Origin of the sequence: Hoeflea sp. (assembly GCF_039975035.1) — a bacterium.
GTDB lineage: Bacteria > Pseudomonadota > Alphaproteobacteria > Rhizobiales > Rhizobiaceae > Hoeflea.
This window is the reverse complement of sequence record NZ_JBDWHW010000042.1, coordinates 43469-59626: the sequence shown is the minus strand read 5'-3', so window position 1 is coordinate 59626 and position 16158 is coordinate 43469. Positions and strand designations below refer to the sequence as shown.

The window sequence follows — 16158 nt, the reverse complement described above, 5'->3', positions numbered from 1 at the left end:
GTTATTGCGTGCCATGACAGGCTAAACAGGAGTGTACCGTCATGACCCGTTTTGCAATGCTGTGTGTCCCCGCTTTGGCGCTGCTGATATCCGCTCAGGCCTTCTCGCAAGAGCCGATAGCAAACCGTTTCACCATGGAAAAGACGGAAAACGGCTTTGTCCGCATGGACACGCTGACCGGCGAGATGTCGATTTGCTCCGAAAAGGCAGATCAACTGGTGTGCAGACTGGCCGCAGACGAACGCCGCGCTTTCGAGCAAACCCTGACAGATCTTTCAGCCCGCGTCAGCGAACTGGAGCAACGTCTTGATGCCATGGCTCCGTCCGCCGGCACATCCGAAATTCCCGACGAAGCCGAACTGGATCGGGCTCTTGGCGCCATGGAAAAAGTGATGCGCCGCTTTTTCGGGATGGTTGAAGAGTTGCAAAGGGATTTTGAAGACAAACCGAAAATCCCGTCAGAGCCGATCCCCGACCGGACCTGAAACCGGGTTCACCCGACCGCCTGCGGCACTCTGCCCGATCCTGCCGATTCCAGCTCCGGGAAAAGCCCGGAGTGCTCTCTGGTCCGTCATCCGTCTGTCACACTTGCGCGAATGCATGGCGCGCCGCTAGAGTGTTTTTCACAATCCGCGTCTTTGACCGGGTTCGCCGCGGCAACGCGGTCGGGAGGGGGGAGCGCATGGCGCCATTGACATTCATCATAGCCGACGATCATCCATTGTTTCGGGGGGCGATGCGCCAGGCCCTGGAGGGGATCGGCGACAGTATTGAGATTCTCGAAGCCGGCGATCTTGAGGGCGCCCGCAAGAAAGCCGGGGCTCACCCCGAGGCTGATCTGATCCTTCTGGATTTGACCATGCCCGGGGTCTCGGGGTTGTCCGGGCTGATTGCTTTCCGCGCGGAATTTTCCAGCCTGCCGGTTGTGGTGGTGTCGGCCTCCGACGATCCGCCAACCATGCGGCGAGCGCTCGAACTGGGCGCATCCGGGTTCATCTCCAAATCCGCCAGCATCGACGAGATCCGCCAGGGCGTGCGCACGGTGCTTGATGGCGGTATCTGGACCCCGCCCGACGTCGATCTCGGATCAGAGCACGACCCGGAAATCGCAAGCCTGATTGCCCGCATTCAAACCCTGACGCCGCAACAGGGCCGGGTGCTCGGGATGCTGGCCGAAGGCCTGCTCAACAAGCAGATTGCCTATGAGCTCGGCGTGTCCGAGGCCACCATCAAGGCGCATGTGTCGGCGGTGCTGCAAAAGCTCGGCGTGGACAGCCGCACCCAGGCGGTCATCCATCTTTCCAAGATTGGTGCGGAAGTCCTCAACCAGACCGATTGATCCGTAATGCTGCCTGTCCGGCCCGAAGTGCAGCGCTGTGGCTCTATTCCGCGGCGGTGCGCCGGGTGACCGTGACCTGATTGAGGAAGGCCCTGAGGGCTGCTGGCTTGATCGGCTTGTTCTGAATGGCGATGCGGTCGGCTTCGGCGGCGGCGCGGACCTCTGGGGACCGGTCGGCGGTGACCAGAAGGGCCGGGATATCCGTTTTCCACAATTTGCGAAGCGCGACGATTGTCTCGAGTCCGGTGCCGTCGTCGAGGTGATAATCGGCGAAAATGGCGTCGGGTGCATCCTCGGTTTCGGCAATCTTGAGGCTCTCCGTGAACGAACCGCATGCAAGCACCACGCAGCCCCATCCGCTCAACAGCAGCACCATGCCTTCCAGAATCTTGGGCTCGTTGTCGATGCAGAGCACCCGAAGTCCCTTCAGATTGGTGTTCACGCCATCAGCGCCGGCGCGTTTGGGTTGTTCCTGTATGCGTTTGATATTGGTTTCAAGCGGCAACTCCACCCGGAATTCGGTGCCTTTTCCGGACTGTGAGGCAATATCGACCGAATGCTTGAGAACGCGGGCGATGCGATCGACAATCGACAGGCCCAAACCCAGTCCGGAGGCTGTGCGTGCGCCTTCCTCAAGCCGGGCGAATTCGCGGAATACGGTTCGGAACTTGGTCGAGGGAATTCCGATGCCGGTGTCGATGACCTGGATGAGTACCTTGTCGCCGCGGCGCCGTACACCGACCAGCACCCGCCCTTCGCGGGTGTATTTGATCGCGTTCGACACCAAATTCTGCACCAGCCGGCGCAGCAGGTTGGGATCGGAGCGCACATACACGCTTGTCGGCATCACCGTGAACCGGAGATTTTTCTCCCGCGCCACCGGTGCGAAGTCGGTGACCACCCGTTGCAACAGCTCATTGAGCGGGAAGCTTGCCACTTGCGGTTTCATCGCGCCCGTGTCGAGCCGCGAGATATCCAGCACCGCGCCGAGAATGGCCTCCACCGATTCAAGCGAGGAATCGATGTTCTGCACCAGCTTCTGGTCGGGTGAATTGCCCAGCCGCTCCACCAGCGTCGAGGAATAAAGCCTGGCGGCGTTGAGCGGCTGCAGGATGTCATGCCCTGCTGCGGCCAGGAACCGTGTCTTGCCGATATTCGCCTCTTCCGCCGTCAGTTGCGCCTTCTCCAGCTCGCGGTTCACCCGCGTCAGTTCGGCGGTCCGTTTGGTGACCCTTTGTTCGAGTGTCTCGTTGGCTTGTTTGAGCGCCATGTCGGCGGCGACCCGCTCGGTGATGTCGGCATAGGTTGTCACGATGCCGCTGTCGGGCATCGGGTTCGATCGTATCTCGATGATCCTCTTTTCGGGCCCGATGGTCAGCGAAAACGCGGCATCCATGACAAGAAAGCGATCGACGACGTCCTGTTCCTCGCCGGCCTTGATGTCACCGCGTTCAATCAGCATCGAGATGATGTTTTCCAGCGGAAATCCGACCTGGCCCACTTGTTCGGGCAGTTCCAGCAAGGAGCGGAATCGCTTGTTCCAGACCGTTAGCCGGTTGGTGCTGTCAAAAACCGTGATGCCCTGGTTCATCTGCCCAAGCGCGGTTTGCAGCAGATCGCGGTTGTATTGCAGCGCTTCGGAGGCTTCATCGAGAAGCCGGGCGGTGTCGCCGGGTATGTCATCGGCGCGTTCGAACAGCAGCGACAACACCAGTCGCGCCGAGGCCGATCCGATGGCGCTGCCCAGCAATTGTTCGGCAAACCGCAACAACCCCATGTCGGCGGGGTCGTCGGCATTGATCCAGCGGCCAATGGCGCGTTCGTGCGAATGAAACGATCGTTCTGTCCGCTCATGGCCGAGATAGCGGCTGATTGTCTGCTTCAGGTCCGCGACGGTTACCTTGGTCTTCCAGCTCCGGCCCGAATTGGTCAGCCTCCGGCTCTCCGGAATGAACATAGCGGCCTGAATCCGCTCGATGGACTTGGGGCGTCGCGACAGTGATCCGAGCACATAAAGCAGGCAGTTTGCGATCAGGCTGAGTACGACCGCGTTGAACAACGGATCCGACCCGGGCCCGGTAAAGCTGTTAGTGCCCGGAATGATGAAATCCAGGATTACCGCGGCGACATGGCTGTTGTCCGGCCCGCCCAGGCTCGGAACCATCAGCAGATAACCCCAGATGACAATCCCGCTCGACAGACCGGCAATCGCGCCGCGCGCATTGGCCTGACGCCAGATCAATCCGCCGAAAAACGACGGCGCCAGCTGTGCGATCGCGGCAAATGACAAAAGCCCGATGGAGGCCAGACCCGCATTGATATCGGCGGCGCGGTAATAGGCAAATCCCAGCAGCAGGATGGCGACAATCGCAGTGCGCCGGATGATCAGGATCAGCCCGGAAAAATCGCCGCTCTGGCCACGCCGCGAGCGCCGTCTGAGCACCACGGGAACAATGATGTCGTTGGACACCATGATGGCCACCGCCACGGAGGCGACGATGACCATCGCGGTTGCCGCCGAGAAGCCGCCGATAAAGGTCAGCAGGGCAATGATCGGCATGTCATTGGCCATCGGCAGGGCCAGCACGAAAAGGTCGCTTGCGCCGCCAGACCCGAACTGCAGAACGCCGGCGATGGCCACCGGCAGAACGAAGATGTTGATGGCGATGAGGTAGAACGGCAGCAGCCATCCGGCCAGCCGCAGCTCGCCAGGCGTCCGGTTCTCCACCACGGCCACATGAAACTGGCGCGGCAGCAGGATGATGGCGAAAGCCGAGAGCACGATCAGCAGGCCCCAGCGCAACGGCGGCGTCTCGTAGGTCAGCGCCGCCATCACGTCGGCTTGCGCGGTTGCCGCGGCAAGCAGATCCCAGGGACCGTCATACATCACGAACATCACCGACAGTCCGATCAGCGTGAAGGCCAGCAGCTTGACCAGCGATTCCATGGCGATGGCGAGAATCAGGCCGTCCTGGTGTTCGGTCGCATCGGTATGGCGCGTGCCGAAGATCGCCGCGAAAGCCGCGAGAACCAGGGTGACGAAGAAGGAAATGTCCGACAGGAAGAAGGTCTCGGTGACCCTGTGCAACTGTTCAACGTCCACCATCACCGCCACCGATGAGGAGACTGCCTTGAGCTGCAGGGCGATGTAGGGAATGGTGCCGATGACGGCGATCAGGGCGACAAGTGCGGCCACCAGCGGGCTCTTGCCGTAGCGCGCCGCCATGAAATCCGCGATTGATGTGAGCTTTTCGGCCTTGGCCAAATTCACGATACGCCGCAGGATCGGCATACCGAGCGTGAACATCAGGATAGGGCCGATATAGATTGCGGTGAATTCCAGTCCGCGCGATGCCGCCAGCCCGACACCACCGAAATAGGTCCATGAAGTGCAGTAAATCGCCAGGCTGAGCGAATAGATGATCGGACGGCCCGCAGTCCGCCGCCGCCGCTGACGTGCCGAGCGGTCGCCATAGGTCGCAATTGCGAACAGCATCAGCAGATAAAAAAGGGCTGATCCAAAAACCAGCCAGCCGGGCATCATTGGTTCGCGCTCCCCACCAATCCTCCAATCCGCAGCATAGACCGTTCAAGCAGCCAGACAAGGCAGCCTTTGGTTGAGGAAAACCCGGCGTAACCGATCCTTTTGCAATAAAAAATTGCCGGTTACCTGCTGGTACAGCTGTGTTAGAAACTCCTAAAACCGAACGGACGAGACGCGCGGATCACACGGTTTTTTTTCCATAAGGGACAATTCGCGTCAAACGGAGTGATTGCATATGCTGAACGAATTCAAGGCGTTTATCGCCAAAGGCAACGTCATGGACCTGGCCGTGGGTGTCATCATCGGTGGCGCATTCGGTCTTATCGTTTCATCGCTGGTCGATGACATCATCATGCCGATTGTTGGCGCCATCTTCGGCGGCATCGATTTTTCCAATTTCTTCATCCCGCTTGCGAGCGGTGTGACGGCAACGACACTTGATGCAGCCAGGGAGCAGGGCGCCGTGCTTGCTTACGGCAATTTCCTGACCGTGCTGATCAATTTCCTGATCCTGGCCTGGATCATTTTCATGATGGTCAAGGCAGTCAACTCGATGCGCAGGGAAGAAGAAGTCGCCCCGGCTGCACCTGCTGCACCACCTGCTGACATTGCCTTGCTCACGGATATCAGGGATCTGCTGAAGAAGCAGTAAGCTGTCACCGCCGGCCTGCGCAACCGCAGGTGAATGACGAGAATGAATAGATGGCCCCGGCGCGACACTGCCGGGGCCTTTCTTGTTCGGTGACTTGTTCCATCAGAAAAATCCATCGATTGATAACGCTGTCATGGATGCGGCAATCGACAAGAACAGTTATGAGAGGCAAACGGAGTTTGCCATGAATCAGATTGACAGTCTCAGCCGCCGCGCGATTCAAGCCCCTGAAAGCGGCATTGTCACCGTGGTCAATCACGGTCGTCTCAAGCCGGGCCTGATCCCGCTTTGGGCCGGCGAAGGTGACGAGTCCACACCGGAATTCATCAGCCGGCCCGCCGCTGACGCTTTGCTGGCGGGCGAAACCTTCTACACCTGGCAACGCGGTATTCCCGAACTCCGGCAGGCTCTGGCCGATTACCATGCCCGGCTGTTTGGCAAGCAATTGCCGCTTGACGCTTTCTGCGTCACCGGTTCGGGCATGCAGGCCATCAAGATCGCCATCGAGGCCGTTGTCGATCCGGGCGATGAAGTTATTCAGATCACGCCAGCATGGCCCAACTTCGCTGCAGCGCTGCAACTGTCCGGTGGTGTTCCGGTGGCGGCGACGCTTGATTACGCCGATGGCCGCTGGAGCATCGATCCCGAGCGGATCGCGAGCGCAATCACACCCAAAACACGGGCGCTGTTCATTAACTCGCCATCCAACCCCACCGGCTGGACGGCGACGCGCGAGGACCTCGTCGCGATCCTCGAACTGGCGCGCAAGCATGGGCTCTGGATCATCGCCGACGAGATTTACACCCGCTTCTTCTATGCGGGCGGACGGGCACCGTCGTTTCTCGACATCATGGACGACAACGACCGTATCATCTTCGTCAACACATTTTCCAAGAACTGGTCGATGACCGGCTGGCGGGTGGGCTGGATCGTTGCGCCCCCCTCGATCATTCAGGTGCTCGAAAACAGCATCCAATATCAGACTTCCGGTGTTGCCCAGTTCATGCAGAAAGGCGCGCTGGCTGCGCTCGAGCAGGGCGATTCCTATGTTGATGCGCAAATTGCCAAGGCGACGGCGGCGCGGGATCTGTTCTGCGACGCCTTGACCGGCACCAACCGGGTCGTCACCCAGAAGCCGGATGGAGCGTTCTATGCGTTCTTCCGCATTGACGGCGTCACCGACATCCGTGCCGCGGCTATCGATATTGTCGACCGCGCCAGCGTCGGCCTGGCGCCGGGCACGGCGTTCGGTGCCGGCGGCGACACGTTCCTGCGCGCTTGCTTCCTGCGCCGGCTCGATCATGTCGAGGAAGCGGCCGGCCGGCTGGCAGGTTACATTTCCTCGCTTTAGCAACAATCGAACATGATTGCGTTCCGCTCCGGAGCCTGACGGCACCGTTCACGGTTTCTTGAATGTTGCAGTTCATTCTCCGGTTGAAAATCCCAGTGAGGAAACGCCATGACGGTATTGGTGAGCGGCGGAGCAGGTTATATCGGCAGCCACATGGTGTGGGCGCTGATCGACGCCGGGGAACAGGTGGTTGTTGTCGACCGGCTGTCGACCGGGTTCGAGTGGGCGGTGGCGCCTGAAGCCAAACTCATCCGCGCCGATATCGCGGATACCCAAACCATCGCCGAAATCATCAAGGCGCACGACATCGAGGCGATTGTTCATTTCGCCGGATCGATCTCGGTGCCCGAATCGATAACCGATCCGCTGGGATATTACCAGAACAACACGGTCAATTCGCTCGGACTGATCCGCACCGCCATCGCGACCGGTGTGAGGAATTTCGTGTTTTCGTCGACGGCCGCCGTCTACGGCGACCCCGAGGGTGACCAGCCTGTGACCGAAACCGCCTTGACCCTACCGCAATCGCCTTATGGCGCTTCCAAACTGATGACCGAAACCATGCTGGCCGATGCAGCCGCGGCTCATGATTTCCGTTATGCGGCGCTGCGCTATTTCAATGTCTCGGGTGCCGACCCGAAGGGGCGTACCGGTCAATCGACGCGCGGCGCCGCCAATCTGATCAAGGTCGCGACGGAAGCGGCGATGGGCAAGCGCGACCGAATCGAGGTTTTCGGCACGGACTATCCAACCCGGGACGGCACCTGCGTGCGTGACTTTATCCATGTCACCGATCTGGTCGCGGCTCATCTCGACGCGCTGACCTATCTGCGTGCCGGCGGCGAGAGCCTGATCGCCAATTGCGGCTATGGCCGCGGCTACACCGTGCGCGAAGTGCTTGACGCGGTGCGTCGCATCAGTGGGCGGGATTTCGAAATCTGTCTGGGCGGACGGCGGGACGGCGACATCGTCTCTTCCGTGGCCGATTCAACCCGGGCCCGCACCGTGCTCGAGTGGTCGCCGCGCCATGACGATATCGATGAAATTGTCGCCAGCGCACTGGCCTGGGAATCGGCCTTGTTGCGCAGCAATCAGCAAACCTGAGGCTCCGGTCATGCCGCAATCATAGGCGGCACCGTCTCGCGCCTGCCTAGTCGCCGATCGGCTTGAGATCATCAAAGATCGGCTGTCGTTTCTCTCCGCGCGCGATGAACGCTTCCTTGATGTCGTCGGGGCGCAACATGGCGGCATTCCAGACCGAAACATAATCGAGCGCGTCCGCTGTCGAATGATCGCGGGCGTAATTCGCCATCGCCTTGCACCCCGAAACTGCCAGCGGCGAATGCATGGCAATCTTGCGTGCAATCTCCATGACCCCGTCCAGCAGCGCGTCATGTGTTTCAAACACCTCGTTGACCAGGCCGATTTGTCTGGCCTTCTCCGCCGGAAGACGTTCCGCCGTATAGGCCATTTGCCGCGCCCACCCTTCCGGGATCAGCCGCACGAGACGCGGAAACGTGCCGACGTCGGCGGTCATGCCAATTGCGGTTTCCTGCACCGCGAAGAAAGCGTCCGCGGACGCGTAGCGGCAATCACACGCGGTGACGAGGTCGACGCCCGCGCCAATCGCACCGCCCTGGATTGCTGCGAGCACCGGCTGGCGCGCGCGTTCGAGCGCGCAGAAGGTTTGCTGCAACAGCTTGATCTTGTGGCGGAACGCTTCCGCCGACACCTGGCTGTTGGCCGGATCAGTGTCCAGTCCGCCGCTCATGAACACCGAGATATCCATGCCGGAGGTAAAATGCTTGCCTTCCGAGGAGATCACGATAACCCGCGCTTCGGCGCTGTTGGAAACCCTGTCGATCGCCTCCGGCAACTCCTTCCAGAACTCCATGGTCATCGAATTCGCCTTGTCCGGCCGGTTGAAGCGGATATGGGCAATATGCTCGGCGATCTCGAGCGTGAAACAGCTATAGGTCATGATGGTCTCCCTTCGCTCCCGTTCTATCCGCTGGTTTGCTGCCGGGATACCGCCAGTCGGACAAAATCGGCATTCCCCGTCAGCGTTCGCCTCGGGCCAAAAGGCAAGCCGGAATTTTCGCGAGCCATTCAGGGACGATCTATCGCAGGCCCACGCCTTCAAACATATCCAAAACAGGGCTATAGCGGATGCAGGACTGTGCGAAGTCGGGCACGGAGCAGGAGCAACAAGAGGTATGAACATGACAACGTCACCAGTGGATCCCGATGGTCTCATGGAGTTTTCGGTGGTCTTCACCGACCGGTCCCTCAATCACATGTCCAGGACGTTCCAGGGCGTCATGACCGATCTCAACACCATGCTGTGCGAGGTCTATCAGGCCGACGCGGCGGTCATCGTGCCCGGCGGCGGAACCTTTGGCATGGAAGCGGTCGCCCGGCAGTTCGCGACCGGCGCAAATGTCATGGTGCTTCGCAATGGCTGGTTTTCCTATCGCTGGACGCAGATCTTCGACATGGGCGACATTCCCGCTCAGACAGAAGTGCTCAAGGCCACCCCGACCGGCAACGAAAGCACCTCGGCTTTCGCGCCGCAATCGATTGAAACCATCACCGCCAGGATTCGCGAACAGCGGCCGGCCGTGATTTTCGCGCCGCATGTGGAAACGTCATCGGGTGTCATCCTTCCCGATGAGTACCTCAAGGCGATCTCGGAAGCTGCGCGCGATGTCGGTGCCCTGTTCGTGCTCGATTGCATCGCTTCGGGTTGCGTCTGGGTCGACATGAAGGCAACCGGCGTTGATGTGCTGATCTCGGCGCCGCAGAAAGGCTGGAGCGCCTCGCCATGCGCAGGTCTTGTCATGCTCGGCGAACGTGCGCTTGAACGGCTTGGCGAGACCACCAGTTCGAGTTTTTCGGTGGATTTGCGCAAATGGCACGACATCATGCAGGCCTATGTTGGCGGCGGACATGCCTATCATTCGACCATGCCGACCGATGCCCTGAAAGTGTTTCGCGACAGGATGATCGAAACCCGGGATTTCGGTTTCGATCTCGCCTGCGAACGGCAATGGCAACTGGGCCGCAGGGTCCGCGCGCTGCTTGCTGAAAACGGCTGCAAATCGGTCGCCGCGCCGGGCTTCGAGGCGCCGGGCGTTGTGGTGAGTTACACTGCCGATCCGGAATTCCAGAACGGCAAGAAATTCGCCGCGGAGGGCATGCAGATTGCAGCCGGCGTGCCGCTGATGTGTGACGAACCCGCCGATTTTCGCACCTTCCGCATCGGTCTGTTCGGGCTCGACAAGCTCGGCGATGTCGATGGCACGGTCGCCAGGCTGGAGACAGTCCTCGACAAGCTCGCCGAAGGCTGAAGCCATATTGCGGCAGAGTGACTTCATCTGAATCCGTCATGCCTTGGATGCATGGCTTCTTGCGAGCTCTTGGAAGGCGGTGCCAGGCTGGTCAGCGCCCGCTGCTCAGCCGCGAGACCGAAAGCTGGGCTCATGCATGTTGCGCAAAAGTGTCCTGCGGTTTTGCGACAACGACATGCAGAAACAAAGAGCTAACGCGCGTCGCCTGAATCCCTTTGCATGCGACGTGCGTTAGGGATCAAAGTCCAATGCCCGATACGGCGGCATTGGGCTTTTCGACCACGGCGTGTTCTTCAGCTTCGTTCCGTGCGGTCGCGATGGCAAATTGCGCACGCACGGGCAAGTGGTCAGACGCAACCCGAGTCAAGCCGTTCAAAACCGGGCCACAGGATTTCAACTGCGCATGGTCAGTGTAGAAAATCCGGTCGAGCGAGGCGACCGGATTGCCTGCGGGAAATGTCTTGCCGCAGGCGGCCTCATGCAGGCAATCCCGAAACGGCTTCAGGCTCCACCGTGACTTCCCCCAGCAGTTGAAATCTCCCAGCACAAATGTGGTACGTCCCGATTCGATATCCGCGGCTTCCATCAAGACCTCGACCTGGCGGCGGCGATAGGCTGCGAAAATTCCAAGATGGGCGGAAACGATCCGGATTTCCCTTCCGTCATAGGCAAGATCGACCAGCAGCCCTCCACGGGGCTCCAGACCGGGCAGTTCGATGGTACGGGCGTGGACAATCCTTATTTTCGGATTCACCAGAAGAATGTTGCCATGCCAGCCAAGCCCGTTCTGGCTGTGATCCAATGCTACAGTGTGCATCGACGTCACATGCCGAACCTGTTCTGAGGTGAAAATAGGTTGGCGCTGCTTGAAGCGATAATCGGCTTCCTGCAAGGCGACGATGTCAACATCCAGATCTGATACGGAGTCAAGAATACGTTTCGGGTCTCGTCGATAATCCCGGCCGATCGCCTTGCGAACATTGTACGTCGCAATGCTCAGCGAAGTAGCTGTATTGTCCACCGTTTTCGTATTTTGAGCCATATCAAATATAGTAATATTTCCTCTGTTCATGCGCCAGATGCGGGCGACAGCAGCGCAGTTCGTGCCCCATCACGGTTTTACACCGGCTGTTCTCCGATACAGACATGGCTCCTAACGGTCTGGCTGTGTCGCCATTCAAATGAATATGGGAACGATTCGAGCAATTGCCAGTGTTCCGGAAGGCAGTCAATTGCGCTGTTTTCGCGTAACGTCGAGGCAATAACAGCCATGCAAATGCGGCAGAAAATCGAGTGGTCATCCAGCTGACGCGCGTCGCATGCAAACCGGTTCCGGTAACCCGTGTCAGCGCCTTGTTTTGTATCTCGAAGAATTGCGACGCACTTTTGCGCGACATGTCTTAACCGGCGACATTCCGCTCAGAGAAGCCACTCAACCGGCAGCCAGCCGATGACCGCCAGGGCGATTCGCTTGAACGTATTTGAGCCGGGTTCTTCACCTGTTTTTTTGCCTGTCTTGAGATCAACCCATGCGGGATGCCCGTTGTTCAGTTCGACACCCCAAGCCAAGCCGGCCAGTTCACGATCGAAGGCTTCATGAATGCCTTTGGCCATCCGTTCACTGTTGATCAGCAGGCCCATTTCAGCATTGAGCGTTGTCGATCGCGGGTCGAAATTGAATGATCCGACGAAGATGCGCTTGCCATCCACGGCGAAGGTTTTGGCGTGCAGGCTTGACCCTGAAGACCCAAAATGCCCAAACATCTTGCTTGGTGGATTGGGTGCTGCCTGGCTCCGCAATTCGAACAGCTTCACACCGGCGCGAAGCATTCTCTTTCTGTATTTTGCGTAGCCAGCATGAACCGGAAGCACGTCGGTCGCTTCCAGCGAGTTCGTCAGCATGCGCACTGCGACGCCCCGTTTCTTCAGTGCCTTGAAAGCCCTGACCCCGGCCCGGCTCGGCACCAGATAGGGTGATATGCCGTCGAACCGGGATTGAATCTCCCCGACCGCCTTCATCAGACGCACAGCAAGCAGATCCTCACGCGGCACTGCGCCCTCACCCTTCACCGGGTCGTCGCTGACCAGAAGTGCGGTTGTCCACTCCAGTTCCAGATCGCCCTGGGCCAGGGCTTCGACGATGTCAGGTGTTTCGTGCAGTTCGCGATATGCATTCGGTCGCGGGTTCTTGCGAAGCCGGGCCAGCCCTTCGCAAATCGGATTTTCCGATTTGATTTTGCCAAGGATCGCGCCTGCGGGGTGGGCTGATGGGGCCGCCCAGTAACGATCAAAATCAGCTGAAACGTCGGACACTGCCTTGCCTGCCGCGAGAACGTCCAGATCGACAAAAAGCGCCGATGTACCTGCCCCGAAATACTCGTCACCGACATTGCGCCCGCCGAGAATCGTCGCATGGCCATCTACCGTAAACGATTTGTTGTGCATCCGGCGGTTCAGCCGAAAAAAGTCAAACCCGTATGACAGCCGCTTCAGCCGCCGCAGGTTGAACGGATTGTAGAGCCGGACCTCGATGTTGGGATGGGCATCCAGATGTGCCAGCTCGCAATCAAGTCCGGAAACTCCGTTGTCATCCAACAGCAACCGGACCCGCACACCACGATCTGCTGCGCGCTGCAATGCGTCCAGCAGCAGATATCCCGTCAGATCGTTGTGCCAGATATAATATTGGGCATCAATGGATGATATGGCTGCATCGGCGAGACTGACCCGTGCCGCAAATGCATTTGCGCCTTCCTCAAGCGGAGCGATGCCGGTCAGTCCCTCATGGCCTGATCTTGATTCGGACAGAGCAACGGCCAGTGGACCGGATCCGGGCGCCGGCTTCGCAACTGTATCAGAACGCGCCGTGGATTTGGGAAGCGCAAACACAAGACGGCAAAAAATCACCGTCATTGTCACCAGGAGTACTAAGCCAAAAAACCAATACAGGACGTCAAGCATCGCATTCTTTCGGGCCATTTGTGACGCTGCTGCGAGCATCATGAACTTTATGTATCTGGCCCGGTCCCTGGCGGTGTCAGATGCCGTCACGCCGTGAAGCGTTCGGCGAACATGATAGCGAACAGGTTTACCGCTGCATACCATTCCCGGAGATTGCGGACATCTTTCTCCAAGTCACCGATTGTCCGGAAATTCCATTCCATAGCGGCATTTCCGGGCGGCTATAGGCCCATACTTATTGACCGGTTTGCTGATCATTGGATCGCAAGTGAAAAACGGGATGAAATGGAGAGTTGGGATTCCCGGCATTTGCAATGCGAGAAAATGGTGCTGCCGGAGAGATTCGAACTCTCGACCTCTCCCTTACCAAGGGAGTGCTCTACCCCTGAGCTACGGCAGCCCTCTGCTTCAGTTCCGGATCGGCGATCCAGGCCAGAGGCCCGGCCCGAGGTCCAACCAGAGGATTGTCTCGGTCGGCCGCTGTTCGCGATCCGCTATCGTCATTCCCGAAAGGCTGTAAACGACTGAAGCGGCCCGCTATTGCCACAGCTTGGACAGGAGTGCAAGCACAAACCGGCGATTGTTCCGGCAACCGTGAAAATGCCTGTGAGGCCTCGTGCGGACAGGTGGAAGGATGCCGGTTTTTCGCAGACGCGGATGGGCTTCCATTGCCGGGGAACAAAGCCGGTCCCGGCGGTGCGATCTTCACCTTCCATGAATTTTGCGCTATCCAGACCGGATCATGAGCCAGAAAACACCGCCGCAACACAAGAGCGAGGCCGAACGTCAGGCCGCCAAGCGCGCCGAACGCAGCGCCGAACAGTTGCGCGCCAATCTGCAGCGCCGCAAGGCGCAGACCAGGGCGCGGCGCGAGGGCGGCGCCGATGAGGCCGAAGGTCTGCCCGCCGCCGGCAAGGTGTCGCGCGATGGCAATGGTACCGATCGAGCTTGACGCCAATCCGGTCCTCGTGTTGCCGCATTCCCCATGATGGTCTAAACACCGCCGCAGATTTCTTTCAAAGCCGCCTCGCCCAAGCACAGGCGCGGGTCACTATTTCAAGAGGACAGCATGGATCGCATCAGGATCGTTGGCGGAAATCCGCTCAATGGCGTCATTCCGATTTCAGGCGCGAAAAACGCGGCACTGCCGTTGATGATCGCCTCGCTGCTCACCGCTGAAACGCTGACGCTGGAAAACCTGCCGCATCTCGCCGATGTCGAGCAATTGCAGCGCATTCTGGGCAATCACGGTGCGGATATCGCCGTGGAAGGCCGCCGCGAGCGACAGGACGGTGCCTATGCCCGGACCGTGCATTTTACCGCCCGCACCATCGTCGACACCACCGCGCCCTATGAGCTTGTCTCCAAGATGCGCGCCAGTTTCTGGGTCATCGCTCCGTTGCTGGCGCGGATGGGTGAGGCCAAGGTCTCGCTTCCGGGCGGGTGCGCCATCGGCACCCGGCCGGTCGATCTGTTCATCGACGGGCTCGAACATCTCGGCGCCGAAATCACCATCGAGAACGGCTATGTCAATGCCCGCGCGCCCAAGGGCCTGACTGGCGGGCATTACGTATTCCCCAAAGTCTCCGTGGGCGCCACTCATGTCATGCTGATGGCGGCGACGCTGGCCAAGGGCCAGACGGTGATTGAAAATGCCGCGCGCGAACCTGAAGTGGCGGATCTCGCCAAGTGCCTGATCGCCATGGGGGCGAAAATTTCAGGCGCAGGCACCTCGACCATCACCATTGATGGTGTTGCCTCGCTTTCCGGAGCGCGCCACCGGGTGCTTCCTGACCGGATCGAGACCGGCACCTATGCCATGGCAGTGGCCATGACCGGCGGCGATGTGCTGCTCGAAAACACCTCCGTAGACCTGCTCGAGAATGCCTTGCTTGCCATTCGCCGCGCAGGCGTCGAGATCGTGCCCGAAGCCGGCGGCATTCGCGTCCGCCGCAATGGCGGGGACATCCTGCCGGTGGATGTCACGACGGATCCGTTTCCCGGTTTTCCGACCGATCTGCAGGCGCAGTTCATGGGGCTGATGACCCGCGCCAGCGGTGTTTCGCACATCACCGAGACCATTTTCGAAAACCGATTTATGCATGTCCAGGAACTGGCCCGCCTGGGCGCCAGGATATCGCTGTCGGGCCAGACCGCGACGGTGACCGGCGTACCGGTACTCCGGGGCGCGCCGGTGATGGCCACCGATCTGCGCGCGTCCGTGTCGCTGGTCATCGCCGGATTGGCCGCCGAAGGCGAAACGATCGTCAACCGGGTCTATCACCTGGACCGCGGTTTTGAGCGGCTGGAAGAAAAGCTGACCAGTTGCGGCGCCGTGGTCGAACGCATCAGCGATTGAGCCTTTGGTACGGTCCGCAAACAACGACCGCAACCTTCTGCTCATTGCGCTTTGGCCTTGCCGCACCTACCTTGCAGTGCAGCACATACTTCGCGGTGAACCGCGTCCCGCCACAGTTAACCGAGGAATATCATGGACAGTCTGAAACTGATCGCGCTTGACGAAACGGATCTGGCTGTTATCTCCGCCTGTCTGCAGGACGCCGTGTTCAAGACCGGCGACACCGCCTTCGCGGGCAAGGACAGAACCTTCACGCTTGAAGGCAATCGCTTTGTTTGGGAAGAGGGAAAGAACAAGAAGGCTTTGGAACGCCGCCGGGCGGTGCTCGCGGTCAAGCAGGTTCTGGCCGTCAAATCCCGCGGCATCAATCTCAAGGACACCGACGCCGTACAGTCGCTGCTGGCCCTGACCTTCGTCGCCGGCGCTGAAGCACCGGCCGGTGCAATCGAACTGGTGTTGTCCGGCGGCGCGGTGATCCGCCTGGAGGTTGACTGCATAGAAGTCCAGTTCGCCGATATCGGCGGCGGCTGGGAAACGAAATTCAAGCCGCGCCATCCGGTCGCCGGCTGACCAGACCGATGGACATGATGATGGGGGCAAGG

General features: G+C 59.6%; 13 protein-coding genes and 1 tRNA gene. 9 read left to right on the top strand and 5 right to left on the bottom strand.

Going from position 1 to position 16158, the window contains the following annotated elements; genetic code table 11:
- Nucleotides 1–41 precede the first annotated feature (41 nt).
- Nucleotides 42–485 carry a hypothetical protein gene (locus ABJN75_RS03295; RefSeq protein ID WP_348436815.1) on the top strand — a complete coding sequence of 148 codons (444 nt, stop codon included), beginning with the start codon at nucleotides 42–44 and terminating at the stop codon, nucleotides 483–485.
- 197 nt (nucleotides 486–682) lie between these two features.
- The gene (locus tag ABJN75_RS03290) at nucleotides 683–1339 is read left to right on the top strand and encodes a response regulator transcription factor (RefSeq protein ID WP_348436813.1); all 657 of its coding nucleotides are present in this window, start codon (nucleotides 683–685) and stop codon (nucleotides 1337–1339) included.
- 43 nt (nucleotides 1340–1382) lie between these two features.
- On the opposite strand, the gene ABJN75_RS03285 is transcribed toward ABJN75_RS03290, so the two are convergent.
- Complete coding sequence (locus ABJN75_RS03285) at nucleotides 1383–4883, bottom strand: PAS domain-containing hybrid sensor histidine kinase/response regulator (protein ID WP_348436811.1); 3501 nt, start codon at nucleotides 4881–4883, stop codon at nucleotides 1383–1385.
- Between the two features lie 235 nt (nucleotides 4884–5118).
- Between ABJN75_RS03285 and mscL the strand changes: the two genes are divergently transcribed.
- The 3 genes from mscL to galE all read left to right on the top strand — a co-directional run bounded on the left by mscL (nucleotide 5119) and on the right by galE (nucleotide 7990).
- Complete coding sequence (gene mscL, locus ABJN75_RS03280; protein WP_348436809.1) at nucleotides 5119–5535, top strand: large conductance mechanosensitive channel protein MscL; 417 nt, start codon at nucleotides 5119–5121, stop codon at nucleotides 5533–5535.
- 184 nt (nucleotides 5536–5719) lie between these two features.
- Entirely contained in the window at nucleotides 5720–6886 is a 1167-nt protein-coding gene (locus tag ABJN75_RS03275; protein WP_348436807.1) for a pyridoxal phosphate-dependent aminotransferase, read from the top strand.
- Nucleotides 6887–6994: 108 nt separating this feature from the next.
- Nucleotides 6995–7990 carry a UDP-glucose 4-epimerase GalE gene (galE, locus tag ABJN75_RS03270; RefSeq protein ID WP_348436805.1) on the top strand — a complete coding sequence of 332 codons (996 nt, stop codon included), beginning with the start codon at nucleotides 6995–6997 and terminating at the stop codon, nucleotides 7988–7990.
- Nucleotides 7991–8036: 46 nt separating this feature from the next.
- Here galE and ABJN75_RS03265 read toward each other — a convergent pair whose 3' ends face one another.
- Nucleotides 8037–8867 (bottom strand): crotonase/enoyl-CoA hydratase family protein, encoded by an 831-nt coding sequence (locus tag ABJN75_RS03265; RefSeq protein WP_348436803.1) that lies wholly within the window; start codon nucleotides 8865–8867, stop codon nucleotides 8037–8039.
- Between the two features lie 241 nt (nucleotides 8868–9108).
- On the opposite strand from ABJN75_RS03265, the gene ABJN75_RS03260 reads away from it, so the two are divergent.
- The gene (locus ABJN75_RS03260) at nucleotides 9109–10236 is read left to right on the top strand and encodes an aminotransferase class V-fold PLP-dependent enzyme (RefSeq protein ID WP_348436801.1); all 1128 of its coding nucleotides are present in this window, start codon (nucleotides 9109–9111) and stop codon (nucleotides 10234–10236) included.
- Between the two features lie 238 nt (nucleotides 10237–10474).
- Here ABJN75_RS03260 and ABJN75_RS03255 read toward each other — a convergent pair whose 3' ends face one another.
- The 3 genes from ABJN75_RS03255 to ABJN75_RS03245 form a co-directional block, all read right to left on the bottom strand.
- Entirely contained in the window at nucleotides 10475–11308 is an 834-nt protein-coding gene (locus ABJN75_RS03255; RefSeq protein WP_348436799.1) for an endonuclease/exonuclease/phosphatase family protein, read from the bottom strand.
- A 347-nt stretch (nucleotides 11309–11655) separates the two neighbouring features.
- Nucleotides 11656–13149, bottom strand: a complete 1494-nt coding sequence (locus ABJN75_RS03250; protein WP_348436797.1) for a phospholipase D family protein — start codon at nucleotides 13147–13149, stop codon at nucleotides 11656–11658.
- Between the two features lie 373 nt (nucleotides 13150–13522).
- Nucleotides 13523–13597, bottom strand: a tRNA-Thr gene (locus ABJN75_RS03245).
- A gap of 342 nt (nucleotides 13598–13939) precedes the next feature.
- Here ABJN75_RS03245 and ABJN75_RS03240 point away from each other — a divergent pair.
- From ABJN75_RS03240 to ABJN75_RS03230, 3 genes are all read left to right on the top strand, one after another.
- Nucleotides 13940–14149, top strand: a complete 210-nt coding sequence (locus ABJN75_RS03240) for a hypothetical protein (protein WP_348436795.1) — start codon at nucleotides 13940–13942, stop codon at nucleotides 14147–14149.
- Nucleotides 14150–14266: 117 nt separating this feature from the next.
- The gene (murA, locus tag ABJN75_RS03235; protein ID WP_348436793.1) at nucleotides 14267–15556 is read left to right on the top strand and encodes a UDP-N-acetylglucosamine 1-carboxyvinyltransferase; all 1290 of its coding nucleotides are present in this window, start codon (nucleotides 14267–14269) and stop codon (nucleotides 15554–15556) included.
- A gap of 132 nt (nucleotides 15557–15688) precedes the next feature.
- Entirely contained in the window at nucleotides 15689–16126 is a 438-nt protein-coding gene (locus ABJN75_RS03230; RefSeq protein ID WP_348436791.1) for a DUF2948 family protein, read from the top strand.
- The last annotated feature ends 32 nt before the right edge of the window (nucleotides 16127–16158 follow it).